General features: G+C 41.6%; 24 protein-coding genes and 5 pseudogenes. 8 read left to right on the forward strand and 21 right to left on the reverse strand.

Annotated features, from left to right (window positions below):
• The first annotated feature begins 131 nt into the window (after positions 1–131).
• A complete protein-coding gene (locus KNP85_RS08280) occupies positions 132–851 on the forward strand; it encodes a peptidoglycan DD-metalloendopeptidase family protein (RefSeq protein WP_029336161.1) in 720 nt (239 codons plus the stop codon).
• A 63-nt stretch (positions 852–914) separates the two neighbouring features.
• Here KNP85_RS08280 and KNP85_RS08285 read toward each other — a convergent pair whose 3' ends face one another.
• On the reverse strand, positions 915–1,526 hold the full coding sequence (locus KNP85_RS08285) for an IS3 family transposase (RefSeq protein ID WP_029596456.1): 612 nt from the start codon (positions 1,524–1,526) through the stop codon (positions 915–917).
• On the opposite strand from KNP85_RS08285, the gene KNP85_RS08290 reads away from it, so the two are divergent.
• Together KNP85_RS08290 and KNP85_RS08295 are read left to right on the forward strand one after the other, a co-directional pair.
• Positions 1,500–2,540 carry a glycoside hydrolase family 1 protein gene (locus KNP85_RS08290; RefSeq protein ID WP_214755135.1) on the forward strand — a complete coding sequence of 347 codons (1,041 nt, stop codon included), beginning with the start codon at positions 1,500–1,502 and terminating at the stop codon, positions 2,538–2,540. The two genes, KNP85_RS08285 and KNP85_RS08290, sit on opposite strands and share 27 nt — an antisense overlap.
• 19 nt (positions 2,541–2,559) lie before the next feature.
• Positions 2,560–3,414, forward strand: a pseudogene (locus KNP85_RS08295) (PRD domain-containing protein).
• Positions 3,415–3,641: 227 nt separating this feature from the next.
• Here KNP85_RS08295 and KNP85_RS08300 read toward each other — a convergent pair.
• The 8 genes from KNP85_RS08300 to KNP85_RS15905 all read right to left on the reverse strand — a co-directional run bounded on the left by KNP85_RS08300 (position 3,642) and on the right by KNP85_RS15905 (position 10,226).
• Positions 3,642–5,063, reverse strand: coding sequence for an MATE family efflux transporter (locus tag KNP85_RS08300; RefSeq protein ID WP_034781866.1), 1,422 nt, complete (start codon positions 5,061–5,063; stop codon positions 3,642–3,644).
• A gap of 79 nt (positions 5,064–5,142) precedes the next feature.
• Entirely contained in the window at positions 5,143–5,820 is a 678-nt protein-coding gene (locus KNP85_RS08305; RefSeq protein WP_235420268.1) for a hypothetical protein, read from the reverse strand.
• 150 nt (positions 5,821–5,970) lie between these two features.
• Complete coding sequence (locus KNP85_RS15900; RefSeq protein WP_353048059.1) at positions 5,971–6,108, reverse strand: heavy-metal-associated domain-containing protein; 138 nt, start codon at positions 6,106–6,108, stop codon at positions 5,971–5,973.
• 142 nt (positions 6,109–6,250) lie between these two features.
• The gene (locus KNP85_RS08315) at positions 6,251–6,526 is read right to left on the reverse strand and encodes a glutaredoxin family protein (RefSeq protein ID WP_034781864.1); all 276 of its coding nucleotides are present in this window, start codon (positions 6,524–6,526) and stop codon (positions 6,251–6,253) included.
• 14 nt (positions 6,527–6,540) lie between these two features.
• Positions 6,541–9,000 carry a heavy metal translocating P-type ATPase gene (locus KNP85_RS08320; protein WP_214802627.1) on the reverse strand — a complete coding sequence of 820 codons (2,460 nt, stop codon included), beginning with the start codon at positions 8,998–9,000 and terminating at the stop codon, positions 6,541–6,543.
• An 18-nt stretch (positions 9,001–9,018) separates the two neighbouring features.
• Complete coding sequence (locus tag KNP85_RS08325) at positions 9,019–9,234, reverse strand: heavy-metal-associated domain-containing protein (protein WP_029336168.1); 216 nt, start codon at positions 9,232–9,234, stop codon at positions 9,019–9,021.
• Between the two features lie 45 nt (positions 9,235–9,279).
• The gene (locus KNP85_RS08330; RefSeq protein ID WP_034781861.1) at positions 9,280–9,738 is read right to left on the reverse strand and encodes a CopY/TcrY family copper transport repressor; all 459 of its coding nucleotides are present in this window, start codon (positions 9,736–9,738) and stop codon (positions 9,280–9,282) included.
• A gap of 113 nt (positions 9,739–9,851) precedes the next feature.
• On the reverse strand, positions 9,852–10,226 hold the full coding sequence (locus KNP85_RS15905) for a thioredoxin family protein (protein WP_214763113.1): 375 nt from the start codon (positions 10,224–10,226) through the stop codon (positions 9,852–9,854).
• 282 nt (positions 10,227–10,508) lie between these two features.
• Between KNP85_RS15905 and KNP85_RS08340 the strand changes: the two genes are divergently transcribed.
• Complete coding sequence (locus KNP85_RS08340; protein ID WP_214716444.1) at positions 10,509–11,255, forward strand: hypothetical protein; 747 nt, start codon at positions 10,509–10,511, stop codon at positions 11,253–11,255.
• A 188-nt stretch (positions 11,256–11,443) separates the two neighbouring features.
• Here the strand turns inward: KNP85_RS08340 and KNP85_RS08345 are convergent, their stop codons facing one another.
• From KNP85_RS08345 to KNP85_RS08355, 3 genes and pseudogenes are all read right to left on the reverse strand, one after another.
• A complete protein-coding gene (locus KNP85_RS08345) occupies positions 11,444–11,794 on the reverse strand; it encodes a hypothetical protein (protein ID WP_214802631.1) in 351 nt (116 codons plus the stop codon).
• Between the two features lie 32 nt (positions 11,795–11,826).
• A pseudogene (locus tag KNP85_RS08350) lies at positions 11,827–12,213 on the reverse strand (DUF6036 family nucleotidyltransferase); the annotation flags it as partial.
• A 59-nt stretch (positions 12,214–12,272) separates the two neighbouring features.
• Positions 12,273–13,068: pseudogene (locus KNP85_RS08355) on the reverse strand (IS3 family transposase); the annotation flags it as partial.
• On the opposite strand from KNP85_RS08355, the pseudogene KNP85_RS08360 reads away from it, so the two are divergent.
• Positions 13,060–14,184, forward strand: a pseudogene (locus KNP85_RS08360) (heavy metal translocating P-type ATPase); the annotation flags it as partial. The pseudogenes KNP85_RS08355 and KNP85_RS08360 sit on opposite strands and share 9 nt — an antisense overlap.
• A 497-nt stretch (positions 14,185–14,681) precedes the next feature.
• Here the strand turns inward: KNP85_RS08360 and KNP85_RS08365 are convergent.
• The 7 genes from KNP85_RS08365 to KNP85_RS08395 form a co-directional block, all read right to left on the reverse strand.
• Complete coding sequence (locus KNP85_RS08365; RefSeq protein ID WP_029336174.1) at positions 14,682–15,533, reverse strand: cation diffusion facilitator family transporter; 852 nt, start codon at positions 15,531–15,533, stop codon at positions 14,682–14,684.
• Between the two features lie 212 nt (positions 15,534–15,745).
• Entirely contained in the window at positions 15,746–16,438 is a 693-nt protein-coding gene (locus tag KNP85_RS08370) for an arsenic resistance protein (protein ID WP_285801053.1), read from the reverse strand.
• Positions 16,439–16,960: 522 nt separating this feature from the next.
• A complete protein-coding gene (locus tag KNP85_RS08375; RefSeq protein ID WP_029336175.1) occupies positions 16,961–17,776 on the reverse strand; it encodes a ZIP family metal transporter in 816 nt (271 codons plus the stop codon).
• Between the two features lie 124 nt (positions 17,777–17,900).
• Complete coding sequence (locus KNP85_RS08380; protein WP_029336176.1) at positions 17,901–18,842, reverse strand: cation diffusion facilitator family transporter; 942 nt, start codon at positions 18,840–18,842, stop codon at positions 17,901–17,903.
• A 23-nt stretch (positions 18,843–18,865) separates the two neighbouring features.
• Complete coding sequence (locus KNP85_RS08385; protein ID WP_029336177.1) at positions 18,866–19,204, reverse strand: ArsR/SmtB family transcription factor; 339 nt, start codon at positions 19,202–19,204, stop codon at positions 18,866–18,868.
• A gap of 420 nt (positions 19,205–19,624) precedes the next feature.
• Complete coding sequence (locus KNP85_RS08390) at positions 19,625–20,044, reverse strand: disulfide oxidoreductase (protein ID WP_029336179.1); 420 nt, start codon at positions 20,042–20,044, stop codon at positions 19,625–19,627.
• Positions 20,041–20,715: a thioredoxin domain-containing protein gene (locus KNP85_RS08395; protein WP_029595508.1), complete on the reverse strand. Its 675-nt coding sequence runs from the start codon at positions 20,713–20,715 to the stop codon at positions 20,041–20,043. Before KNP85_RS08395 ends, KNP85_RS08390 begins: the two co-directional genes overlap by 4 nt.
• A gap of 384 nt (positions 20,716–21,099) precedes the next feature.
• Between KNP85_RS08395 and KNP85_RS08400 the strand changes: the two genes are divergently transcribed.
• The 3 genes from KNP85_RS08400 (at position 21,100) to KNP85_RS08410 (ending at position 25,449) form a co-directional block, all read left to right on the forward strand.
• Positions 21,100–22,641, forward strand: a complete 1,542-nt coding sequence (locus KNP85_RS08400) for an N-acetylmuramoyl-L-alanine amidase (RefSeq protein ID WP_081828362.1) — start codon at positions 21,100–21,102, stop codon at positions 22,639–22,641.
• 307 nt (positions 22,642–22,948) lie between these two features.
• A complete protein-coding gene (locus KNP85_RS08405; RefSeq protein ID WP_029336183.1) occupies positions 22,949–24,286 on the forward strand; it encodes a murein hydrolase activator EnvC family protein in 1,338 nt (445 codons plus the stop codon).
• Between the two features lie 770 nt (positions 24,287–25,056).
• Positions 25,057–25,449, forward strand: a complete 393-nt coding sequence (locus KNP85_RS08410; protein WP_029336184.1) for a FixH family protein — start codon at positions 25,057–25,059, stop codon at positions 25,447–25,449.
• A gap of 378 nt (positions 25,450–25,827) precedes the next feature.
• On the opposite strand, the pseudogene KNP85_RS08415 reads toward KNP85_RS08410, so the two are convergent.
• A pseudogene (locus tag KNP85_RS08415) lies at positions 25,828–25,956 on the reverse strand (ATP-binding protein); the annotation flags it as partial.
• Positions 25,957–26,151: 195 nt separating this feature from the next.
• Entirely contained in the window at positions 26,152–26,535 is a 384-nt protein-coding gene (locus KNP85_RS08420; RefSeq protein ID WP_029595509.1) for a hypothetical protein, read from the reverse strand.
• Between the last annotated feature and the right edge of the window lie 438 nt (positions 26,536–26,973).

Consider the following 26,973-nt stretch of genomic DNA (forward strand, 5'->3'; position numbering starts at 1 on the left):
TGCATTTTTTGATTAAATCTCTTGTCAATTTTTGAAATGAATTTGATATACTTTTTTGTAATATAGTGATGCTATACTCCTTTTAACAAATCGTTCGTCACTGTATCTTTATCTTTAAAGGAGTACAACTAATGAAAAACAAGGTAATACTTATCGCTTCTAGTGTCTTACTCACAACAACTTTTTCGATGCATAGTCCAAAAGTCGAAGCAAGTAGTGCATATAACGTAAAAGTGAAGACAGACGATCTTCGTGTTCGGACTGGTCCTTCTCTCAATCACAAAATTGTCGGCATCACTAACACTGGGCAGACCTTTTCTTATTTAGGAAAAAAAGGAGCTTGGACAAAAGTCCTTTACAAAGGAAACACACGGTATATCTATAGTTCTTACCTAAAAAAATATAAGAGCCACGTTGCCAAAAAAACATCATATAATAACTCTCTTTTTGCTTCTCCTACAGAAGGTCGGCTGACCCAAGGATACGGAAACTCTAATGGTGCTTACGGTTATACATTCCATAATGGCGTTGATCTAGCTGCAGCAAAAGGCACACCCGTCTACGCTTCTGCCAGTGGAAAAGTCATTACATCTAAAAACAGCGGTGCATACGGTAAACACGTTATGATTTCACATAGTCTACAGAATCAAAAATACGTAACCGTTTATGCTCATATGAACAGCCTTTCGGTAAAAAATGGTCAGACAGTCTCTAAAGGTATGAAGATTGGAACAGTTGGGAATACAGGAAACTCGTTCGGAAATCATTTGCACTTTGAGATTCATAAAAACAGTTATAAATACAGCAGTTATTCTGCAGCGAATAGTGTCAACCCAATGAACTATTTGTAACCTAAAAAAAAAGAAAAGATTAGACTGACCTAGCTGTATGAGACACTAATAAAAATACCTTGATTAGGCTACCGCCACACCATATTTTATCGGTGTGAGGTAGCCTAATTTTTCTTGGATACGTTCTTCGTTGTAGTAAGTTAAGTAATTATTCACCCGCTCACGCACTTCATAGTCGCTTAACGAGTTGAACTTGACGTACTGGAACACCTCAGACTTCAAGTTCGAATGAAACGATTCGATCACCGCATTATCCCAACAGTTGCCTCTTCGAGACATGCTGCTCGTCAGATACTTCCTCTTTACGAAATCTTGAAAGGCATATGATGTATAGACACTTCCTTGATCTGAATGGATGATAACCCCTTCGGGATTGTTCCGACTCTCCAACGCCATCCTTAACGTATCGATGACGAGGGGCGTCTGTTGATGATCGTATAGCTTATAGGCAACAATCTCATTGTTGAATAGGTCGATGATCGTGGAGAGGTACTTCGTCGTGCCCCCGTATTGGATGTAGGTGATGTCCGTCACCCACTTCTTATTCGGTCTACTGGCAGTGAAGTCTCGCTTGAGAAGGTCAGGGGCGATGACGATACTCTCACCCTGAGACTTCCATTTTCGTTTGGGTTTGATCCGACACTGGAGATGGTGCTTCTTCATGATTCTCTTCATTTCGAGACTCCGCTAGGATTACAGAAATATGGCCCCTGGCTTCATCGTGATGTGGTCGACTTCTTCCTTCACTACTGCGAAACCATGTTTACTCGATATAAAGGTAAAGTCCGATATTGGATTCCTTTTAATGAAATCAATGTCATGTCGACAAAACCATGGATGGGGGGAGGAATCCCTTCTTCAACGAAAGAATCACAGTTTATCGGTGCATTCCATCAGATGTTGGCGAATGCCAAAGCCGTGACACTTGCCCATGAAATTGATTCAGAGAACAAAGTGGGGATGATGTATAATGGCCACTTCGCATATCCAAACTCCCCAGACCCAGATGACGTCCAACGAACTGAGGAATTCATGCATAAAATGCAGTACTATTGTGAAGTACTTTGTCGTGGCAAATATCCGAACTACATTAAAAAAGAATTAGAGCGCGAGAATATCTCTTTGCCGTTTGAAGAAGGAGACGCCGATACATTGTATCGTGGTCCTGTTGATTTTATTTCATATAGCTATTACTTAACTCACGTTATCGTCAAGGAGTCGCCTCTCGAATTCTCTGGTTTGAATGGCGTGAAGACAGGCTATAAAAACCAGCATGTGGAGCAAAGTGAATGGGGATGGAGTATCGATCCGAAAGGTTTACGCTATTCCTTAAATTACTTGTATGATCGATATCAGTTACCACTTATGATTGTTGAAAACGGTCTTGGGGCCGTTGACACGCTCACGCCGGACAAGAAAGTACATGATGACTATCGTATCGCCTATCTTCGGAGTCATATCGAAGAAATGAAAAAAGCAGTCGCGATTGACGGGGTTCCGTTACTTGGCTATATGGCATGGGGTCCAATCGATCTGATTGCAGCCAGTACGGGAGAAATGAAGAAACGGTATGGGTTCATCTATGTAGACTTGGACGACGAAGGGAACGGGACCCTAGAACGGATTAAAAAAGATTCGTTCTACTGGTATAAAAAAGTCATAGCTTCAAATGGAGATGATCTGACTTGAATTAAGACGGAGGTATGGAATGATTCGTATCAAAAAAGTATTAAATTCAAGTGTCGTGATTGTCGAGGACAAATCAAAGCTTGAGTACATTTTAATTGGAAAAGGAATTGGTTTCGGGCAGAAAATCGGAAATGTTGTCGCTCCACCTGAAGCCTCCCAAATGTTCATACCCGCTGACGATGTCCGTATTAAAGAGTTCATAGGACTGGTGACTGAAATTCCTCCTGAATTCGTCGAGTTCACTCGAGAAATCGTTGCATATGCTGAGGAAAAGCTAGCTACAAAGCTCAATGCCGGTATCTTTTTAACACTGACAGACCACCTTCACTTTGCGGTAAAACGTTATTATAAAGGTATTACTATCAGCAACCGAGTATTTTGGGAAATTCGAAACTATTATCCACAGGAATTCAAGATTGGAAGTTATGCGGTTAATCTCATGAATGAACGATTTAAAATCGAACTGCCTATTAAAGAGGCAGCCAATATTGCTTTTCATATTATCAACGCGCAAGGAGAAAGAGAAGAAACACGTGATGGCATGCGCTACGCCAAGATGATTGGGAGTATTGTGAACCTTATTCGATATGCTTACAATATTGAAACCGATGAAGAAGATATTCATTATTCATGATTCATCACACATGTGAAATATTTCGCTGAACGCTTTTATGCTGGAAAAATATTGAATGAAGAATCCGATCAACTATTTGAACAGATTGCGAACATCTACCCAAAGGCCATGAATGGTTCATTCAAAGTACGGGACTACCTTAAACAGTTGCACGGTGTGACAATTCCTAATGAGGAACTAGCTTATCTAGCCGTTCATATTCATCGACTGACAACTAATATGGATTTGAATAAACAATAACTTTCTTAATTACCTGGTTCTTTTTGACGAAGACCAGGTTTTTTCTATACTGAACAAAAAAATATCCATTTTTTATAATCGAGCAGCTATAGGCCGCATGACATATGTGTGTTTTTCACCACTGATTCGATTTCTTTAGATCGGCGTGACGGGCTCCTTTAATAACTTTTTCAGAAAAGATAAAAGGAAAGAACAACTTTGCTCTTTCCTACAATTTCAGTCAAGTGTTAATAATTATTTATACATCGCACGTCTTCATGCTTAGTTTTGGGATGACAGGGCTTCTGCGGTTCGGATTCCACTACAATCCAACGCCCTCGGCTGAATTGAATCCAAAGGACGATCGCCTTAAAGACGATGTCTAGACCGATGGCGATCCACACTCCTGCAATGCCCATCTGCATCTGAATCGCCAATACATATACTGCCCCAGTCCGGATCACCCACATACCGATCGTGGTCAGATACATTGGAAACTTCGTATTGTTCGCTCCTTGGAATCCACCGGTCAATACAAGGACAACTGCTAGGAAAGGCTGGAAGACCGCTGCTATTTTTAACGCGACATCGATGTCTTTGATGACTTGGGGATCGTCGGTGAAAAGTGAACCTGCCCATCCTCCGAAGAAGAATAAGACAACCCCGAATAAGGACATGAAGCCCATCGCCATGAACGTGCTCAATCTGGCATATTCTTTGGCGGTCTCGTGGTCTCCCGCTCCGATGTTGCGACCGACGAGAATGGTTGCTGCTGTCGCGAAACCATATGCCAACATATAAGAGAACACCTCTAGATTCCCTGCAATTTGATGCGCGGCGAAGGTGTTCGTCCCGAGTACCACGATGAATCCGAAATACACGATTTGTCCGGCTCTCATGACCAATCGCTCGATAGCCGCCGGGCTTCCAAGGTTCACGAGCTCCAACTGGTGTTCGAGATCCGGTCTCCAGAAATCTTTCCTGAAGGCGATGACTTCCGTCTTACGAATATAGTTCATCAATAAGAGCGTCCCGACGAGCCGGGCGATGACGGTCGCGAGTGCCGCTCCGACGAGACCAAGTTCGGGGATGATCCAAAAACCGAAAATCAACATATAGTCGAGCACAATATTGACGACATTGATGACGATACTCACCTTCATCGGTGATTTTGTATCTCCCGCACCTCGTAAGATACTACTGAGCACAAACATCAATGCCATCACGATCGATGGGATCCCGACAATTTTGAAGTAGGTGCTACCAGCTTCTAAAACGTCATTCTCCACCCCCATCAACCGCAGGAGAGGCTCAGCGAAAAATAGCGTCACGACCCCAAAGGTCACCCCGACCACGACAGATAGGACGATGGCCTGCTGCGCGATATGTCTCGCGCGCTCGATTCGTTCTGCGCCTAAGTTATTGGCGACATAAACGTTTACTGCCACACCGATTGCCATAAAGACAGCTAAGTAGATGGCGAGGACGGCATTCGTCACTCCTACCGCTGACACTTCTGCTAGGCCGATTCTTGAGACGAACAGCGTATCGACAAATCCGAGCAACGTTTGGAAAAAATTCTCGGCAACCGCTGGTAACGCGAGTAGAAGGATGAATTTCATCTTGGTTTTTCGATCACCATGAGTGTCCAGCCGCTCACTTTCTATCATCTGAGTCCTCTCCTTCGAAAATTATGCTTACAACGATTACAGGAAAGCGACCCAACGAGGAACCATGGGTCGCTCATGGTCAATCTGAGACACGAATGACGAAAGGATAGGTGTGCACAGTCCCATGGAACTGGAATTCGGCCCAGACCTTGTATAGGCCAGGTTTATGGAAGACCGTCTCAAATTCCGTCGTATCATGAGAAGAAGGATGCACATGGATAAACTGTTCTCCGGCTTCATCCAAGATGACGACATGACCAAGTGCTCCAAGGTATGGCTCCGGGTTACTTTCTTTGGTGTCATAGCTGAAGACAGTCGGGACATGCGCTTTTAAAGAGTCAATCGACAGTTCGACGGTATGACCTTCGATCGTCTTCGTCAGACGCTCATCCACTTTAAGTGACGATTCGATAGAGGAAGAGGACTGATGATCAATCTGTAAGTGAACCGGCTTCACTTGATATGCCAGTCCCTTAGGCTGAATATCCACGAAGAGTTTATACGCCCCTGCCTCAAGTTGGACGGGTTGCTCGAATCGACCCTCACCCTTTTTAAACGGATGGAGGTGTCGGTACTCAGTTAGGTCTTCGTTCACGAGAATCAAATGGAATTCCTTTTCATGGCTGACTTCGAGTTCCGGGGCTTGCTGATGTTGATCCTTTAACTCGATACTGATTTTCCCGAATTCATATTTAGCTTCTACAGACACTTCATTTCCCGTCAAGTTCTTCATATGATGATGTCCATGGTCTTTCACGTTTAACACTCCTTTGTGTAGTCCTTGATCGCACCGTCACTCGACCTCCATTACTTGCAGCAAGAACAACCGATTTTAACGGTCGCCTCCGTTACCTCGTAGCCAGTCTCTTGAATTGCGGTTTCAATCTCAGAAAGTGTGAGTTGGCTTTCATCGAACGTCCACCTCTCCCGCCGAAAGATTGACCTTCACTGATTCAATACCCGCTAACTTTCCAACGTGTCCTTCAATCTTATTGATACAAGATCCACAAGACATGCCCGCTACCTGAAATGTTGATTTTTTCATTATATGTTCCTCCTGATTATTTAATTACCATACATGGGTAGGGTGTAAAAGTATCGATTTTTTTACACCCTCGCCACCTTATGTTCGTGTCCCTCATTGCGCGACACGCTTTCAACAGGTTCTGAGAGTGAGCTATCGTTGCTTATCGTAGCAATGTTAGAATCTCTTCTTTGTTGTTCTCGAAGCCAACAAAGTACTTCACTACTCTTCTTTTTCTGAGCATCCCTTTTTTGTAGAAGACAAACAGTGGTACGATTCGATTCCCTGATATCGCTACCATTTCTTGTTCAAGGTCAAGGTTCGCACCCACATCTTTGTTCACATAAGGGACTGTGGTTGTTTTTAAATATTTTTTGGCATCCTGACAATCTGAACACGTCGGACGCGTGTAAAGCTCGAGCTGTAGGGCTGTATCCATCCCACTCCCTCCTTTTATTTGATCATCGAAGGCTTGAATCGTTTTAAACGGAGTGCGTTCACCAGGACCGAGACTGAGCTTAAACTCATGGCCGCTCCGGCAAGTATCGGGTTCAACAAGGGCCCGCCGAGTAGATAAACAATCCCCATCGCAAACGGGATACCCATGACATTATAGGCAAATGCCCAAAACAGGTTCTGTTTGATGTTGCGGATGGTTGACTTGCTCAATTCGACAGCTGTAGGTACATCCATCAAATCGCTTCGCATCAAGACGATGTCTGCAGATTCGATCGCAACGTCAGTACCCGAACCGATCGCGATTCCGATGTCTGCTTGGGCCAAGGCTGGTGCGTCATTGATTCCATCACCGACCATTGCGACCTTCTTCCCTTCGGCCTGTAACTTCTTCACTTCGTTCGCTTTATCTTCAGGTAACACTTCACTCAGTACCCGATCGATCCCGACCTGTCTCGCAATCGCCATGGCCGTACCTTTGTTGTCTCCGGTGATCATGGCTACTTCGAGACCCATTCGTTGAAGTTTCTGAATGGCTTTACGACTGTTTTCTTTGACGGTGTCTGCGACAGCGATGATCCCTGCGATTTGTTGGTCAATCGCGATATACATCGGCGTCTTGCCTTGGTGTGCGAGTTTGTCTGAAGCGCCTTCAAGGACATCCAGTGAGATGCCGCGGTCTTTCATCAATTTTCTGTTTCCGGCAAGCAAGACTTTTCCGTCGATCAGTACTTCGATCCCGTGCCCTGGGATGGCTTCAAAACGATCGATATCCATGACACGCATCATTCTGTCCTCTGCCGCTCTTACGATTGCTTCGCCCAATGGATGTTCAGACCCTTTTTCAGCGGAAGCGGTCAAGCGTAACAACTCATCTTCTTGATGTCCATTCACTGTCACGATATCTGTCACTTTCGGTTTTCCTTCAGTGATCGTCCCTGTCTTGTCGAACACGATCGTCTGGACTTTATGGGTCGTCTCCAAGGCGCCGCCACTCTTGATCAACACACCATTCTCAGCACCTTTGCCCGTACCCACCATGATTGCTGTTGGTGTGGCCAAACCTAGTGCACAAGGGCAGGCGATGACCAGTACTGAAATCGTGATCGTCAAGGCGAAGAGGCCGGTCTGACCGCCTAAATACCATGCAATTCCTGAAAGGATCGCGACGACGATGACAATCGGTACAAAGTATCCGGAGATGATATCGGCCAGTTTTGCGATAGGAGCTCGAGAGCCCTGTGCATCCTCGACCAATTTGATGATTTGAGATAGCGCTGTATCCTTACCGACTTTCGTGGCTCGGTATTGGATGATCCCGTTCTTGTTGATGCTGGCACCGATGACTTGAGCACCCACATTTTTTTCAACAGGGATACTTTCACCGGTCAGCATGGATTCGTCTACAGACGTATTACCTGATAGAACCACGCCATCCACCGGAATCTTCTCACCAGGCTTTACGATAATCGTGTCGCCGACGATGACTTCGTCGATTGATACTTCTAACTCTTGTCCGTTGCGGACGACCTTTGCCGTCTTAGGTGCCAGTCCCATCAATTTTTCAATCGCTTCGGATGTTTTACCCATCGACCGGACTTCAAGATATTTACCTAATGTGATCAGCGTGAGAATGACTGCGGCTGTCTCATAGTAGAGGCTATTCACGTATCCCTCATAACCTGAGAGGATAGCCATGGTGGCACCGACGCTATAGAAGAAGGCTGCGCTCGTCCCTAGGGCGACAAGTGAATCCATATTCGGATGCCCTCGGAACAATGTCTTAAATCCTACGGAGAAGAATTTCCATCCGAACAACATCACTGGGATGGTCATCATGAGCTGCAAGACAGCGAACAATTCTGGGTTCATCGTTGGATCCAATGCCATCGGTAGGGGTAGGCCGATTATATGCCCCATCGCCACATAGAGTAATGGAATCGTGAAAATCGCCGATCCTACAAATCGGTTCCACATCGATTGAATTTTTTTCAGTTTCTTTTCTTTCTCTGTATCTTGGCCATCCGTTGATTCTTGATCTTCTCTTGCCTCATATCCGACGTTTGCCACCACTCGGACCACATCTGATACAGTCACCAGCTGAGGATCATATCGAATGACTAATTTTTCTGTCGCCAGGTTCACATTCGACTCAGTCACACCCACCATTTTCCTCGTGGCCTTCTCAATCGTCTGCACACACGAGGCACAAGTCATCCCTGTGATGACAAATGATCTTTGCTCGGTCTCGGTTGAGGCCTTGTAGCCAGCCTTCTCGACGGTCGTCTGAATATCCAGCGGCGAGATTTTCGTCTCATCGTAATGAATGCTCAATTTCCCAGTCGCTAGGTTGACGTTGGAGGTCACTACGCCAGGCAATTTTTTTGTTGCTTTTTCAACTGTCTGAACGCAGGACGCACAGGTCATCCCTTCCACGGCAAATGTCTTACTCTCCATATCGTCTTACCTCCATTATTATTGGGCTGATTCGACTTCGTAACCGACCTCGCCCACAACTTCTTTAAATTCATTCACATCTAGTCGTGTTTCATCGTACTTCACTTTTGCGATGCCTTTCTTTAAGTTGACTTTCGCACTTTCAACCCCATTCAGACCTTCAAGTGCTGACTCGACTTTGTTGACACAATGAGCGCATGACATACCTTTAATCGTTAAAATCGTTTTTTTCATCTTGAGTCTCCTCCTATTCACTACATTCATGACATCATTTCAAACTCAATGTCTGGATCCACAAGAATGGTCCTGACATCTGCATTGACCCGGGGTACAGGTGCATGGAATGTCCTCCACCGCTTCACTTTCCTTCATCTCAAGGATTTTTTTGAGATTCTCGATATCCTGTACACTCAGTGTCGCCTGTGTGATCATCGTTCCGATTGTGTTCCCGACATCCCTGTCACAGATATGATCGAGTAGATCGTGTAACGTCTCTCTGATGACGTCACCTTCAACGACGTTCGCGGAGTAGATGAATTTCTTCCCCTCGGCCTCGGTTGAGAGCATCCCTTTTTTCACGAGCCTTCCAATGAATGTCTTCGTCGTCGCAGGCTTCCAGCTCATCTTCTTTTCCAATACCTCGATGATTTCTTTACTGGTCACGTGATTTTGGGCCCAAACGATACGCATGACTTCCCATTCTGAATCCGTGATTTGTTTTTCGACATGTTCAGCCATTTGTCTAACCTCCAAATTTTAAGTTTACAATCGTAAACATTTTGTTTGATTTAAGTTTACAATCGTAAACGTCGTCTGTCAACCATTATGTTTTTGGGTTCGCTATTCAGTCTTCATTGGCTATATTCTTGTCTAGAAAACGCATCTGGATATCCTTCAGCAACGCTTTCAAATAGTAGTGCGAGCTGACGGCATCCCGGGCACCAATCGGTGGTGAACTTTAAGACTACAGGCTGCGTAGAGTGATTAACCATTTGCAAATCAGATAATTGAAATTTCGAAAGCATTTTTTCTCCTCTCTTTTCGTTTACGTTTGTAATCGATTTAAATTTACAACTGTAAACGTTATTTGTCAATCTATATATTCGTGTCCATTTTGTATGTTTCTTTAAGCTTATTGTTTCTCTCAAAACACTAATTCGATTCGTATTTAGTTGGGTCGTATTTATTTTGAACTCATACAGCTTTAAATTGTTAACTACTGTCATCTCTTATATGATGTAATAAAACAAAGTAGGAATTGTCTTAAGCGTTTTGTTGCTTAGTCGCTAGGATTAAATAGATGATTCGACTACTAGCTTACTATTGAGACATTCTCATAAGTAAAAAGTGTAGGAAGGTATACATTTCGACGTCGAAATGTATACCTTCCTACACCACAAAGTGCCAGTTTATGAGTGATTTTTTTTATAACAACTTGTATTTAAATGATTTAAATATAGGAACTACATATGCTGTATACAAAATAATAACCAAATGAGGGATTAGAATTGGAATCAAACGAGACCAAGGTGACGTCATTCCGCGTGTCACAAGAAGTGAAAGAACATATTCAGCGTTTAATGGAGCAACGTCAAATATCAACCAACCAATTATTCGAGCAATTAATATCATTGGCCGATAAACAGTCACCGGACCCCTTAGTCGTCAAGGAGAACGAATCACTCGAAGCAGCACTGAATCAAGTGCTTGCCCTGTTCAATGAACGAGCCACTCGACTAGAAACGCAACAAAAAGAACATGAGCGAATCAACGCGCGATATAAAAATACCATTCATGACCTTGAACAAAGCGTAATTACAGAAGCTGAACCACTCCAAGAGGAGTATGAGCGAAAGGTGTCGTCACATGAAATTGCACTCACTCAATTACAAGATCAAATCAACCAACTAATCGCTGAAAAGAGAATCGTTGAAGACGCATTGGAAACAGAACGTGTGTCTAACAAAGAAGAACTAAAAGAGCAGAAAAAAACAGTTTTTCATCTAGAAGGAGACATGAAAAAGCTAGAAGATGAACGTAGCCAGCTCTATCGGCAAAATCAAAGTCTTATGGACGCTGTCGACGACTTAAAAGCTCGTACACGCCGTCTTGACCAGCTTGAAGAAGAGAACCAGAAGCTGCACTTAGAAGTCCAGCTCCTCCGTCGAGAGAAAGAGACATTCGAGAACCGGTTACAGGAACAGGTCGAGCTCGCGGTCCTGCGTGAGCGGAGCACCCAACAAAATAAACAATGATACGAAAAGGGTACTAGGTTGAGTCAACCAGTGACTGAATCTAGTACCCTTATGTTTATTACAAACAAAGTATTTAACGGTTTGAAGAAATCGTCTGATACATGTTCAATGACTTGACCAAAGATGCTTCATTCACACGTAGAATCATAACCTCATGAGAGTATAAAGAATGACTCCGCTTGGTCCAATTAAGATTTCACCTGCAATCCACGCACCTTGAATCGATTACGCTTTTCTTCTAATTTCACTTTCATATCTACCGAGAACGTATTTTCAGGAGTGTTGTAGGCACGCCGTGCTGCCATACTAAGCATTTTTGCCACATCCTCTGCCCGGTCGTCCTGTAAATCATGCAGTGAAGATCGAACATACTGGAGAGCCATTTCTCGGTCACGTAGCGATTCAGGGACCGATACATGACGACTTAATGCCAGGGCCAATTGAGCCGTCTCTAAGCGATAGCTTGTCCCGCCTGCCTGCATACGATTCAGTTCATCCGCTAGCTCGCTTTGCAGAAGTACATGATTACTGTCTGACATCGGTCACCCTCCTCTACTCTTCTTTTGATTTATTATATACCCTTTTCCTGAAAAATTCGACTCAAGTCATGCACGTTACAAAATGGATTGTCCCACGTCATGTTTGCTTTGTATTCCTCTACAAGGTCGAGAAGTTTATCTTTATCGCAAAGTGCCAATAGATTCGTTTTTTCGAGATCCTCTAGATCCTTTTGGCGAGAGGAGAAAATCTTGGTACATGCTAAAAGTTCAATGTCGGGGATATACACATCAATCGCCTCGAACAGCCCTTCAATCTTATGCCGGAATTCATTTTCCCTAAAGTCTTCACGGGGTGGGAACTGAATCACCCCTTCGACAATTTCAATTTCATATTCATGAAGCGCCTCTTTCAATTCAGGTGTCACGACGCCCTCCGTCACGCGAATATCAATATCTCGCGTCGGACGATACTGAACTGCCCCCCGTCAAGTAGACAGGGCAAATAATGAAAACCGAACTAGGCGGCTTGAGACCTGTATTCGACAGGGCTCAAGCCGTTTAGCCGTTTCTGGAAACGGTCATGGTTGTAGAACGATATGTAGGTCTCGATGGCCGATGTGAGTTCGCTATAGGCCTGAAACTCACGCAGGTAGTACATCTCGACTTTCAGGGTACCCCAAAAGCTCTCGATCGGGGCGTTGTCGATGCAACGTCCGACCCGGGACATGCTGTGGGTCAGTCCCGCGTCTTCCACCATGCGTTTGAACCCTCTCGAGGTATATTGGCGCTATGGATCATCGGACGCGCTCCTGTGCGAGCCCCGTGATGGCTGGCATCATCGTCTGGAAGACGAGAACGTTGTTGTTGGACTTTCCGATGCGATAGGCGACGATCGAGCCGTCGTACAGGTCGATGATTGCGCTCAGGTATGCCTTTTTCCCGGCACCATATTTAAACTCGGTGACGTCGGTGCACCATTTCTCGTCCGGTCGGGACGCGCTGAACTCTCGGTTCATCAGATTCTCGGCCACGTGCTGCGGCGTTGACTTCTTATGCTTCTTCCGCTTCCGGCGGATGACCGATTGGATCCCATGGATATGCATCAAGCGATAGACTCGCTTTTCATTGAACGGGGACAGTCCTTGTTGTCGGCGCAACCGGTTGATCGTCATCGTGATCCGACGGTACCCGTATGTGCCGTTCGCCTGGTCATAGAGTAGACGGATGTCCTCCAGAAGCTTCTCGTTCTCTTCTTGACGCACCGGTATGGTGCGATTCAACCATTTGTAATAGGCCGCACGTGAGATGCCAGCTGGGAAACCTGGGTCTATCAAGGATTGGCGGTTCTAATAGTGGGTTGCCCGTGTGCCTTAGTCACTTCGACGCCGATTTCGATTGTTTCCGCCATCGGTAATGCTGCCAAAAAAGGGGTCTTGATTAAAGGCGGCGTATACCTGGAAGAAATGGGCGCGCTGAAAGCTATTGCATTTGACAAAACCGGTACCCTGACCAAAGGTGTACCTGTCGTCACAGACTTTAAAATCACGAACAAGCAGGTAAACGAGAGAGAACTGCTTTCTATCGTGACGGCATTGGAATATCGTTCTCAGCATCCGTTGGCCTCTGCCATCATGAAAAAAGCGGACGAGGAAAACATACCTTACACCTCTATCAGAGTTGAGGACTTCTCTTCCATCACAGGAAAAGGCATTAAAGGAACGATAGACGGCACCACCTACTTTATCGGAAGCCCGCTTCTCTTTAACGAGCTAGGTGTTGAAAGTATTGATAATAATCTGGACCAAACCGTAACGGCTCTGCAACAGCAAGGTAAGACTTCGATGATTATCGGAACGAAACAAAGCATATTGGCGGTTATCGCCGTAGCCGACGAAGTCCGGGAATCCAGCAAAGAAATCATCCGGAAACTACATGATATGGGTATTAAAAAGACAATTATGCTGACGGGTGACAACAAAGGGACAGGCAAAGCTATCGGCCAGCAAGTTGGCGTCAACGAAATCCAGGCAGAATTGATGCCAGAGGATAAATTAAATGTCATTAAACGCTTGCGAGCTGAGTACGACAATGTCGCGATGGTCGGGGACGGCGTAAATGACGCTCCGGCACTCGCTGCCTCTACTGTTGGAATTGCCATGGGTGGTGCTGGAACGGATACCGCTTTGGAAACAGCAGATGTCGCCCTGATGGGCGACGATTTGAGCAAACTACCGTTTACGATAAAATTGAGCCGAAAATCCCTAAATATTATCAAAGTGAACATCGCGTTCGCTATCAGTATCAAAGCGATTGCATTACTCTTGGTCATCCCGGGCTGGCTCACCCTATGGATAGCTATTATGTCCGATATGGGGGCAACTCTTCTGGTAGCACTGAACAGTTTAAGACTGATGAATGTCAAAGAATAAAAAAACAAAAATATTCATTTTTATATCCTCGAATTTGTACTGGGTATGATAAAAATAAATGATCTCTGTTTTTTAAGACGGCTTTAAGATGACTTCGGTATTGTTCCCGAGTCATCTTTTTAGGTTTCATTATCAGCTTTTTTATCATCAGACAGTTTTAATCGAGGCCGAACCTTATTCATTGACCGGAATATTCTCCGAAGTATGGAAAGAAAATCCGGTCGATAGGTCTACTAAACTATGACAATTAAATCTAAATATTTGAACGTTCGTTTTGGAATCATTCATTCATTCGAATACATCCTATTTTAAGAGACGAAATTTCGATAGTGTTCAAAAAAAAAACGAATGAGGGGGTTTCTAAATATACCCTCATTCGATATTCAGTTTCCTTGCACGTAGAAAAGTATTTATTGGTATCAGACGGTATGAAGTATAGAATTTTTACTCATATGTCGAACCTCAGTGTGGATTTGGTGCAAGGATGACTTATTTCTTTAGTTGTGTTTTTTTGATTCTAACTCTATTGTAGAATGTTTAATATCTAGTTTTGAAGTCACTTCTTTGACTTTTTGTTTAACAATAGTTGAATCCTTTAGATTCATCTCTTCTACTATTAAGTGTAAATTCATGGCGTTATCTTCGCCATCAATTGACCAGACATATAGGTTTTGAACAGAAATCACTTCTTCAATACCTTCAATCTTTTGCTTCACCTCATCGATGTCAATACCATCAGGGACAGCACCTAAAAGTATTTTCATTGTTTTAACTAAATTACGAAACACATTCACTAATATAAACAACGCAATAGCAATTGATAGGATGGGGTCAAGTATATGTATATCCTTGAAGAGTAAAACTATCCCTACTACAAGAACGGCAATCCAACCTAAAACATCTTCTAAAAGGTGCCAAGATAGTACTCCCTCATTTACTGATTTTCCTTTGTGTAGACGGAATGCCGCAAAACCATTTAAAAGCACACCAAAAATTGCAAACCAAATCATTCCTTGTGCATTAGAATGCTCCGGTTCAAACAGTAGAGGAATTGCTTGAGTAAAAATATATACAGATCCAATTATTAATATTGTCGCATTTATTAATGCTCCTAAAAGGGAAAAACGATTATATCCAAAAGTGAAGTTATGATCGGGTTTTTTGTTCGAAAATTTTTGTAAGAACCAGGACAGGCCCAATGCAAGAGCATCACCTAAATCGTGAATGGCGTCCGACATGATTGCAACACTATTAATCAAAAATCCCCCGATAAATTCACCAATCGAGAAAACAAGATTAATTATAAATGCTAGTTTGATATTTTTTGATGCCTTATCAGTACTCGCCATTGTTCGATCTCTCCTCACTTGGTAGTCCATCCTTAAAAAGGTTAGTTGTTAGAATAATACTGGTCTCTAGCGTTCTGCAATATAATAAATTTCTTTGCCTATTGATTGTAAACAACGCATACTTGAGAACTTAAGCGCAGTTCTTAATATTTTAATAAACAATCGAAGGACGTAATTTTTGAAAGCGAAATTAAATACATGTATCTAATTTGTTAGAACCATTTAGGCACTAATTTTATATATAAGACTTCTCCGAACAATTCGGTAACGGTCTGTAAAATGATCACTACAGCTACTTGTGTTGATAGGGGCTCTGGTAATATAGATGCTAATGGAAGAACTACAAGTGAATTCCTTGTTCCCATATTAAATGTAATTGCTCTTCTTGAAGCAATATCTAGTTTGAACAACTTACCAAGGGACTTTGACACCCATGGTATGATAAGTAGAAATAAAATATAAACTGGTATTACATCTATTAATGTCCCGAGGTCACTATACACTTCCCTAATTTGAGAGGCAACTACCACAAAAAGTACAAAAGACATAAATGGAACGGGAATCCATGGCGGCATTTTCATGATACGATTACCTAAAGAACTCTTTTTAGAACACAATTGTGTCATTATCGCTAATAGAAGCGGTATAAAAATCAAAAATAGAAATGCATCTAGAAATGGACCCATCCTAACGATACTAATAGCCTTTTCTCCTAATAATACGAATAAATATATGGGTAAGAGTATCGTCTGTAAAATTAAAAGAATCGGTGTTACTTTTAACAATATTGATTCGTTTCCCTTTCCCATCTTTGTAAAAACAATCACATAGTCGATGCACGGTGTTAACAACACCAAATACACCCCCAGCATTAGTGATGAATCTTGAAGAAATATGATAACCAAAACCTAAACTATTAAAGGAACGGCAACAAAATTTCCTAATAAAAGAGCTACCACAAACCTCATGTTTGTAGCAGATCCATTCGATTTCAGAAACGGAATTTGAACGAACATCCCATACATCAAAACTCCTAAAAGGGGAGAAATAAAAATATCGAGATATACAGCTTCTGTATTCAATAGACCAAAGATTACTGCCAACATCAAAAAAATGATGTATATACTGACTTGGTGGGCTTCCACCTTCTCTAGCACTTGAATTCCGAATTTGCTTTCCTTCTCTATCAAAATCACCCCCAAAATTTTCAGGAAATTTCAGAATGAAATAGATAACTCCACGATTTTAATTGCCAGGGCAAGAGGTTTTATATTTTTTCTTCTAGTATTTTTATTTATCCAACAGTAAAAATACCGACTGAAAGTAAATATAATTAAGGCTCATTATTTACACTTCCGAATATAGTTAGTATCTTGAATATATATCAGTCAAAAAATAAAGTGATAACCATTAAAAAAATAATTATTTTAGCCTAAAGCCACATCTAAAATCATCATGATTGTAAAGCCAAACATTAAACAAACAGAAGCCAAGTCCTTGTTTCCATTTTCTTGAGATCCTGGGACTACCTCCTCCACTACAACAAAAATCATTGCTCCTGCAGCAAAGCTTAGCGCAAACGGAAGTAAAGGCTCCATTATGAGTACTGCTACTACTCCTACCAACGCCGCGAACGGTTCAACCATACCAGATAACTGGCCATAGAAAAAACTTTTACGACGAGATAATCCATCTCGTCTCAATGGCATTGACACAGCAGCACCCTCAGGGAAATTTTGTATGCCGATTCCGATTGCCAGCGCGATAGCTCCCGTGATTGATGATGAAGGGAATCCTGCTGCAACTGCTCCAAATGCAACGCCTATGGCAAGTCCCTCTGGAATATTATGCAATGTTATTGCTAACACCAGTAACGTGCTCCGCTTTCTCTTCTTAGGGTTTATACCCTCAGCCTCATCCATCGGTGAAGTGGGATGCAGATGTGGAATCACTTTATCAACACCTGATAAAAAGAATCCTCCAAGTAAGAAACCGATTGCAGCTGGTAACCACGCCGGAAGAGAATCTTGTTCCGCCATCTCAATTGCAGGTGAGAGTAATGACCAAAAACTAGCGGCAATCATTACTCCTCCAGCAAAACCGAGCATCCCATCCATTAGCTTTTGATTCATTGATTTTGTCATAAACACTAACGCGGCACCAAGCGCCGTCATCCCCCAAGTGAATAAAGTACCCAGCAATGCTTGAGTAAGGGGTTCTAACGAAGAAATATATTCAATCATCTATCAAAACTCCGTTGCCAAAAATCGAGTTTCTATACATGCTCAAAATTAAGTAACTATTATCCAAAATCAGCATTGCTGTCTCCTCCTCTTGATTGTCAATCCTACTCAACAGGTGATTTTTTTAATGTTGATGTACTACTTCCCCTACCTTCAGTTTGCAAAGCAATTCATCGCTGTGAGGATGAGAAAGAGTTTCGAATTGAATCGTAGAGTGTTGAACGTTCAGATGTGCTAAATCGTGTTCAATTTCTTGAAGTAGATTCTCACTGTCATAGATTTGTAAATTACCATCAACGACAACATGACATGAGAGTGCATTCATTCCACTTGTGATACTCCAAAGATGAAAGTCGTGTATACTCCGTACCCCCTCCTTGTTGTGAATGACTTGAAGAACCTTTTCGACATCAACGTTTTGTGGTGCACCTTCCATTAATACGTTCAATCCGGATTTCGTCACGAAATAACCACTTCGTAAAACAAGTCCCGCTACAATGATTCCTGCGAGCGGATCTGCCCAGTTCCATCCAAATGCCATGATAAGAAGCGCTGCCAGTATTGCACCGACTGAACCCAACGTATCGCTTACAACATGTAGATAAGCACCTCGCATATTCAAATTATGTTCTACGTCTGCACCTCTTAACATAATCCATCCAACAAGAAGGTTTATAGCAAGGCCAATACTGCTAACAATTAACATTCCTACGGATGCGACCTCAGGTGGTTGAATAAATCGATTGATGGCCTCATAAAAGATATATATGGAAATCAGTATGAGTGTGACCCCGTTTAAAACAGCTGCTAGAATCTCGAAGCGTCTATATCCGAACGTTTTACGATTGTTCGCTATTTGTTCACCTAATTTAAAGGCAAGTAATGCAATAGCGAGCGAAGCCGCATCACTAAGCATGTGACCTGCGTCCGCTAAAAGTGCTAAGCTATTTGTAAGGTACCCTCCAATCGCCTCTACAACCATGTATGCCGAAATAATAAAGAATGAAATGATCAAAATCTTTTTGTTAGAGGTATGAGAATGATCATGTGCATGATTATGTGCCATAAGATTAACTCTCCTTACTATATTTAGTGGTGTTTCGCATGCTCAATCGCCTGTCTTAGTAAGTTCATGACATGGTGATCATCTTCTGAATAAAATAGAGTAGTTCCTTCTCTTCTAAACTTGACAAGTCGAAGATTTTTTAAAAAACGTAGCTGATGAGACACGTTTGATTGACTTAAGTTAAGAAGATCAGCTATTCCGTTGACCGAATGTTCCTTTGTGCATAGCAGGGTTAATATTTTAATTCTTGTCGGGTCACTAAGTGCCTTGAACGTCTGAGATACAATAAATAGAGTCTCATCGTCAATCTGCGCCCCTATTTCTATTTCATTTTCTGTAGTATCTTCAATCGGTTCATCCATAAGTCAGTACCTCCGCTCATGATAACTATACATGTTCATATGTTCATATATAACTTATTAGACTTTTGCTGTGCCGTCAACACTTAATTTAAAAAACATTTATTCTATCAGCTCTACATACTTGAAGATTTGAGATACTTTCTCTGGTTTTGCGATTATTTCTTATTTTTAGCCATACAAAAACTACCTATTAGAGAGCTAGTTAGATCTCATACTCGATAGGTAGTCACGCTTTTTCAAAAAATCAATATAGTACACTAACGTTTTAAGAAAACGTCAATTGAATTATTTACTGGGTATTGTCTAATCTATTTTCCAACTTCAAAAAGCTTTTCATGTTTTTCTAAATCAAAGCTGTTTTTTAGTAAGCATACCAATTTGATACAATTAGTTCTTCATTTTTCAAATCCAAATCAAAAACTACTGTTTGGTACTGATTCGTCCAAGAATGACTGTAATCAGAAAAAAGGCGGTCAACGCTAAAAACGGAATTGTGATAAAACCCATCCAGTCAATGTACTGTGCATTACAGGAAACTCCTTGTTCACATGGTCTGACTTCCGAAAAGCCGGGCACCTTTTGTACAAGATAGTGGTAAAAAGAGATACAGAATCCGATTATTGATAAAGGGAGAACATAAAATTTGATTGAGCTATCTTCTCTGAAAACTGCAATTGCAAGAATCAAAGCTATTGGGTACATAAAGATACGTTGAATCCAACAGAGTTCACAAGGTATAAAACCACGAATTTCGCTAAAATATAGACTTCCAAGTACTGCAGTAATTGAAACAACCCAGGCGAGGTACAGTCCATATCGGTTTATTACTGAAGCGCTCATTGGGTTAGCTCCTTTTCAATTTGTTTTTTTATAGAGGTATAGTCGAATGGATTTTCAAGGATGACCCCATTAACTGCAATCGTCGGGGTCAGTGTAACATTGTATTTTTCTACGAGCGCCGCATCCATTTTAACTGATTCTAATCTAGAAGAACGACTTGATAGGTCTTCTCTAAATTTATTTAAATCTAGAGAAGGGACAGTCTTCGTCGCAATCTCTTCCATTTTCTCCACCGTAACCCATGGATTATCGTGTATTTGCACGTCAGGTTGAGCTTCATAAATAGCTTTGTGAAATTGCCAAAATGATTCTGGGTGATTTTTGTAAACAGATTCTGATGCAAGGGCAGCTAAAGTGGACTCATCTCCGTGAAACAAAACATTAATGTAACTAAAGGAAGCTTTCCCACTTTCAATGTAATCTTTTACAAGTTGAGGATAGATTGTTTCACCCCACTCTTTACACGAAGGGCATTTATAGTCTCCGAATTCTACAATTGATATCGGCGCTTCCTTTTTACCTATTGTAGGTTGATTATTAACTGATATCTTTTCATCTTGAACAATTTTAGTCTTTGATTTTTCGGAACTTTGATCATTTAAAAATAAAAAAGCTAAGACTGCAATTACTAATACGGATGTAAAAATAGTCAATAGTTGATTAGTTTTCAAAACAATTCACCTCTTTTATAAATTCGTTATTTCTTTTATCAGAATTATAGCTAAAAATACTAGAGTATCCTTAGTTTTTCAACATTGAATCCATGGACTTCTAAAAACGAAATCTATGAGTCAAACAAGTTACATTCTAACACATTCATGCAACTAAACTTTTATGCAGATGAAAGGAGGGCCAATTTATTTCTTAAAATACGTCTATTCCCCTTAATAATAGTGCATTTTAAAACAGGGCAAGAAAACTTTTAACTGTAGATAGACGAAAGCCAATAATCGTTGCATAGAATGACTAATATTTAAAGGATAAGTACCATACAGATAGTAAAAAACCATTCATGGGTCTTTACAACCAAAAAAACTACATATGAGGAGTCTATTATGAAGTCTAAACATAAATTTCGAATAAGCTTAGTAATTTCCTTGGCTTTATTAACTTCTTTTTTCTATCCCTTTAAGCTTTTAACTAGTGTTAACGTCCTAAACGTCGTACATGCAGAGGAATCTCTATTCATAACAACTGAAAATTTGAATTTGCGTTCCTCGTTCTCTTCAAAAAGCAAAGTCCTTTTGACGATTCCAAAAGGAAAAACCATTAAGAAGATAGGTGTATATGGAGAAGATAAATCCTGGTTTAAAGTTTCATTTAATTCAAAAATCGGTTATGTCTCAACGAAGTACGTGACGCCAAAACCTATACCTAAAAATTCAGTCAGTTCAATAAACACAATATATAAAACTAAAACTTCACTAAATCTGCGTAAGGGCCCATCTGTCAAATCACCCGTTTTAATGACTATCCCAAAGTCCAGCCCACTAATGTACCATGCTGCCTCAGGCCCTTGGTATAAAGTATCATACAATGGGACTCAAGGCTATGTGGCAAGTCAGTATGTAACCATATCGCCCTCGGCTATGAAGTCACGAAGTAAGCAAACGACCGAGATTCGCTCAAGCATGTCTTTAGTGAACTCAAAGGTCCTTATTACGATTCCAGCATCTACTGAAGTGACTGTACTAGGAAAATCGGGCACAACGGGTTCTTGGTTAAAAGTTATGTATAACGGTATTACAGGATTCACACCTGCTCGACATTATATAGTGCAAGTGGCACCGGGGGATTCTTTATCCACTTATCCAACATATATTACTATCGAAAATCTTAATTTACGTAACCAAGCGAGTCGTTACGGATCTATTTTGACAACAATTCCCTCAGGCACTTCGATTTCTGTCATATCGAAAAGCGCCAGTTGGTACAAGGTGCGATATAACAATCAAGTCGGTTACGTATCATCTGGTTTTGTGCAACCATTTACCGGAAAAACTCCTATAAAATCACCGGTGATTCCAGCTAACAAACACGTGATTTTAATTGACGCTGGACACGGTGGGGGAGATGCTGGTGCAGTGACTTCAAACGGTACAGTTCAAGAAAAAGTACTCACCCTAAACATTGCTAATCGTGTGGCCGACGAACTAAAGAAAAACTATGAGCTTTATGAAGTGAAACTAACGCGCTCAAATGATAGATACTTGTCACTTGTTGAGCGGACCAATCTATCAGAAAGGCTTGATGCTGACGCTTTCATAAGCGTCCACATTAATTCTTCACCTTCTTTCGCTACAGGTCATGAAGCACTCGTCCCTACTTCTAGCGCGTACACCACAAATCCATATGCGAACGCTAGCCGCAGATTAGGTGAAGTAATTAATCAAGAAATCGCCATGAACGTTCCAGATTTTAAAAATCGAGGCGTTAAGCGACAAGATGTCTATGTGGTAGGAAGAAACACGGTACCTTCTACTCTCATCGAATATGGCTTTATTGCTAACTCAGTAGATCGCTCCTATATGTCGGGAAGTAACATGATCAAAGCAACCGCCAAAGGAATTGATAAATTTATGAAGAGTTACTACTAAATAAACACCAAACAAATACTAACAAACGATTTGACCACTGAATTTGAGACAAAATGTCCTAAATTCAGTGGTCATCATTCATTTCCTCATCAAAATGGCATTATAAGTATTTCTCTTGATATACTCGAATGACAATAAACTCAAAAGAACAACTGACATAGAAATGAAAAGAAATAGAAATATAGATGGTGAAGTAATATTGATACAATGATTCCGGTTCGAGTTTTAATCATGATACGAATACTTTTATCCAGCAACGCATTTTTTATAATAGAGATAAGTTACGGAGGCAACAACATTGTTTACCATGAAAAAAATTATAGCTTCAACTTTACTTGGTGTTATGTTAGTTCAAAGCGCATCCCCTTCTTACGCTTTAAACTTGACTGAAAAACAAAAAAATATCCAGCAGAAGCAAGCGCAAAATTCTACAGAGCAACGTAAAGCTAATACGTCAATTCAGCAGCGTGAACAAGATATCACACTCGAAGAACAGAAACTGAATGACTTGGAATCCGAGTTACAGGATATTATCAATGAGGTCACCCAGAAGAAGGCTGAAATTCGGACAACCCAAAAGAAAATTGCTCAGATTCAAACTCAAATTAAAGAATTCCAGAAAAAAATGAGCTCTCAAAAGACATTGATGGAAGAACGCATGGTCACGATGCAAAAAAACGGTGGTTCTTCTATAAACTGGGCTGAATTTATTTTTGGTTCAAAAGACTTTGGTGATCTGGTTTCACGCATGATCACCGCAGGGACGATTCAAGAAAATGATCAAGAACTTTTCAAAGAATATCAATCAACAAAAAATAAGCTTCAAATTGCTAAAGCTGAATTGGACACTGAAAAAGATAAGCTTATTAGTCAAAAAGAAGAGCTAGAGAATAGTCAGAAAAAATTGAACGGCAAAATTAAAGTGCGGGCTGCTCAAATAAAAAAATTAGAGGCCGAAAAAATCCAGTTCACATCTAAATTGGTAAGCTTGCAACAAATGGAATCGACGCTTCAAGAACAAGAAAAATCAATTCAAGCAGAGATTGAAGCCCAAAGGCTTGAAGAACAAGCTAAAATTCGTACCAAAGAGGCTGCGCGTAAAGCTGCAGAAGCAAAAAGTGCCGAAAAAAATGAAATCAGCGAGAATAAAGCCTCTCTCGAAAAATCACCAAACTCTGAGAAAGTGGTAAACACTTCAAAGACTACGGATTCACTCGCTTCTCCAACAAGTGGCGGAGTTTTTCAACGTCCAACCTCAGGTATCGTAACCCAAGGATGGGGTCCAGCAGGCGGGGCCAATGGCTACAGCTTCCATAATGCACTAGATACAGCTGGACCAGTAGGAACTCCTATTATGGCTGCTCAAACAGGAACTGTAACTCGAGCAGGCTGGGGTGGACCTTATGGAAATCATGTCATCATTACGCATGTCATAGGCGGTCAAGTTTGGACTACCCTTTATGCTCACATGAGCTCATTGTCCGTTTCCGCCGGACAACGTGTGACCCGAGGACAGAACATCGGTGCGATGGGGAGTACCGGAAATTCGACCGGTTCTCATTTACACTTTGAAGTCCATCGAGGAAACTATTCGTACTCAGCTACAAGTGCAGGGAATACAGTCAACCCATCCCAATTTTTCTGAATTTCAGAGGCGAAATTGTTTAACACTATATAATTACTTCAGTAAATCACTTAATATTTAGACCACAGAATATTAGATGCCCCGTAAAAGTTGGACCTGATAATCTAATTTTTATGGGGCGATTTTTATGTCCGAAAGCTTTTAAAGTCTCGGTGACCAAACGCTAACTGACTCGCAAGAAAAACTTCAGAAAGTTAGGATGAGCTTTCGTTCGTGCCCCCACCCCCCTACGAGTGCCTGGGGAATACAATCTCAGGTGCGACATACACATTCACTATGTAGATATTAAAAACGATATGGATGGGTAGACAATCTTTAATCGATTCAATCTTGAAGTACAGACTCTTCTCTCCTTTGATGACCTTCAACTGGCAATATACGTCGAGACGAACCTTAGGTTACTAAGGCCGTGTCTAACGGTCGATGATAAATTTACGGATATGAAGGTCCAAATTCAAACCTAGGTTGTCGAAGTCACCAGATGATCTATTTCATGATCCAACTTTTTGGATTAAGTTCAATTAATATCTTTTGAACTTAATATATAAAATTGAACTTAATATATAAAATGTACATTTCTTTATTTTTTATATAGAAAAGTAAACCAATCGAGCATACGACGCTCTATAAAGTCTTGAACCTTAAAAGTGACATGGGGTCTATGCTCGATAGCTAATAAGATTGCATGATCAGGTCACTTTTAATGTAATAATCAATACATCACATTTTCGTGTATGTTAATATTAAATCGTTTAAAGGAGAGAAAAAAGATGGCAAGGTTTTTTTCACTGTTGATTGTTTTGTTAGTATTATCTGGTTGTGGAAGTACAGTAAGCAATAATGGACCTGAAGTGATTCCAGAATTAATTGATGTACAATTTAAAACAGATCCTGAAATAGTAAAAGCAAACGAAGTTATTGAACTTATAGCAACTGTTTCTCAAGGAAACGAGAAAGTAGACGATGCGGATAAAGTTGAATTCGAGATATGGAAAGAAGGCCAAGAGGAAAGCCAACACGAAAAAATTGAAGCCAATTATCAACAAGACGGACTGTATGTAATTTCTTATATTTTTGAAGAGCCCGGTAAATACTTTATATATTCACATACGACAGCAAGAAGCTATCATTCTATGCCCAAAAACGAAATATTAGTAAAATAATAAATTTTAATTATTACAATTAATAATATAGACGAGCTAATCCATGATGAAAAAACTCGTTTTTATTGAATCGCGCGACAACATCAACCTTGTGATATATGCTCGAAAAATACCAATTTTATGATATATCCTTTCCGCTCCAATGTCTGATACGTCCATTCCGTCGCTCCACCTTGGAAACTACCATCAGTTGTATGCTTATATGTAGGAATATAAACGCGAGTCAAATAGAGTCACATTGCTCAAACGCATCCTCAAAAACTCGAAGGATGCGTTTTTTGTCCTGCTGAGTATTGCGGATACAGAGAGCCACTAGTGCGGACGACTGAGCGAGTCAATATGAAGAAAAAGGCCATCGACTCATCGATGGCCAAGATCTTAGCTTATCCCTAGCCCGTGGTGTTCCCTCATTGAGGTTTCGCCATCGACCAGGATTTTATAGGAGTCGTGTACGATCCTGTCGAGAATTGCGTCCGCGATTTGGGCCTGTCCTAGATTCGAATGCCACTCCGCGTGGCGTTAGACGCGCCCACGCTCTTGCTTTTGACGTTGCCCTTACGCTCCGTGCCTCCCGTTAGAAAGGGCCAGGAACATAGAGATGCGGCGGTGAGCCAGCAGCTCTTGTTATCGGGCCGTCAGGGGGGCAGCGGTGCGATGAGCGACTTCGCCTCCTGGCGTTAGACGCTCACGCATGAGCCCGGATCACCATTCCTTCTCCCATGCCCCGTCTTCAGACACGCCCCAATCCTCGAACCGATACTTGATGAGCCAATGGACATGCATCACTTCATATTCGAATACACCCTTGGATAGCTCTGAGACGACGAAGCTGACTTCTCCATCCGCCACCACCCATGTCCCGTATAGATACACTTTCTTGATCGGACGCTCTTCTGCATCCAGATAGATCAGCACCCGGAAGTAAGGCGAGTTCCGTCCGTCATCGAACCGGACGACCTTCTCGACGCAATGTTCCCTGTCGACGACACGCATCCATTCGGGATGTTCCATCAGTTCCGAGAACACCGTCCGGACGAACGGATCCAATCCAGCGAACGCATAGTCATCAAGCAGCCCCTCATCCATCACGTCTCCCCCCTTCCGCTTCGCTATAGAACGATTCCCCGTCCAGAGCCAGTTCAGTCCTTGTTCATGAAACTACAGAAATGACGACTTTAAAAAATGTATACATGTATACGCGTATACAAATCTACATGTATACATGTATACAAATATTTTTGTTCTTATGTACGACGATTCCGTCGAATCATATTGGTATTGAAAAAGACGGTGAGGTGGGTCAAGCGTTCTCCTTCCTTCACATCACAAAGAAGATCCATGCTCACAAGTTTTAAGTCGTCAAAATCTTCTTGGAGCCGGTCAGGAAGGCGTCGAAGTGTGTAATGCAAAATAGGAGTGCAGAAGTGTGCAACGGAAACGTACACAACTCTGCACTCCTATTTTAGAAAAGAAAAAGGACTTGCCAGCAACCATAATCTCACCCTAACGTTTAAGTTGCGACAC

The sequence above is a fragment of the Exiguobacterium sp. s194 genome (genome assembly GCF_018618275.1).
GTDB classification, from domain to species: Bacteria; Bacillota; Bacilli; order Exiguobacteriales; family Exiguobacteriaceae; genus Exiguobacterium; species Exiguobacterium chiriqhucha.

Coding starts and splice junctions, on each gene's coding strand:
- KNP85_RS08280 (WP_029336161.1), top strand. CDS start 132: ATGAAAAACAAGGTAATACTTATCGCTTCTAGTGTCTTACTCACAACA.
- KNP85_RS08290 (WP_214755135.1), top strand. CDS start 1,500: ATGGTGCTTCTTCATGATTCTCTTCATTTCGAGACTCCGCTAGGATTA.
- KNP85_RS08285 (WP_029596456.1), bottom strand. CDS start 1,526: ATGAAGAGAATCATGAAGAAGCACCATCTCCAGTGTCGGATCAAACCC.
- KNP85_RS08300 (WP_034781866.1), bottom strand. CDS start 5,063: ATGATAGAAAGTGAGCGGCTGGACACTCATGGTGATCGAAAAACCAAG.
- KNP85_RS15900 (WP_353048059.1), bottom strand. CDS start 6,108: ATGAAAAAATCAACATTTCAGGTAGCGGGCATGTCTTGTGGATCTTGT.
- KNP85_RS08315 (WP_034781864.1), bottom strand. CDS start 6,526: ATGGATACAGCCCTACAGCTCGAGCTTTACACGCGTCCGACGTGTTCA.
- KNP85_RS08320 (WP_214802627.1), bottom strand. CDS start 9,000: ATGGAGAGTAAGACATTTGCCGTGGAAGGGATGACCTGTGCGTCCTGC.
- KNP85_RS08325 (WP_029336168.1), bottom strand. CDS start 9,234: ATGAAAAAAACGATTTTAACGATTAAAGGTATGTCATGCGCTCATTGT.
- KNP85_RS08330 (WP_034781861.1), bottom strand. CDS start 9,738: ATGGCTGAACATGTCGAAAAACAAATCACGGATTCAGAATGGGAAGTC.
- KNP85_RS15905 (WP_214763113.1), bottom strand. CDS start 10,226: ATGACAGTAGTTAACAATTTAAAGCTGTATGAGTTCAAAATAAATACG.
- KNP85_RS08345 (WP_214802631.1), bottom strand. CDS start 11,794: ATGTCAGACAGTAATCATGTACTTCTGCAAAGCGAGCTAGCGGATGAA.
- KNP85_RS08365 (WP_029336174.1), bottom strand. CDS start 15,533: ATGGCGAGTACTGATAAGGCATCAAAAAATATCAAACTAGCATTTATA.
- KNP85_RS08375 (WP_029336175.1), bottom strand. CDS start 17,776: ATGATTGAATATATTTCTTCGTTAGAACCCCTTACTCAAGCATTGCTG.
- KNP85_RS08380 (WP_029336176.1), bottom strand. CDS start 18,842: ATGGCACATAATCATGCACATGATCATTCTCATACCTCTAACAAAAAG.
- KNP85_RS08385 (WP_029336177.1), bottom strand. CDS start 19,204: ATGGATGAACCGATTGAAGATACTACAGAAAATGAAATAGAAATAGGG.
- KNP85_RS08390 (WP_029336179.1), bottom strand. CDS start 20,044: ATGAGCGCTTCAGTAATAAACCGATATGGACTGTACCTCGCCTGGGTT.
- KNP85_RS08400 (WP_081828362.1), top strand. CDS start 21,100: ATGAAGTCTAAACATAAATTTCGAATAAGCTTAGTAATTTCCTTGGCT.
- KNP85_RS08405 (WP_029336183.1), top strand. CDS start 22,949: ATGAAAAAAATTATAGCTTCAACTTTACTTGGTGTTATGTTAGTTCAA.
- KNP85_RS08410 (WP_029336184.1), top strand. CDS start 25,057: ATGGCAAGGTTTTTTTCACTGTTGATTGTTTTGTTAGTATTATCTGGT.
- KNP85_RS08420 (WP_029595509.1), bottom strand. CDS start 26,535: ATGGATGAGGGGCTGCTTGATGACTATGCGTTCGCTGGATTGGATCCG.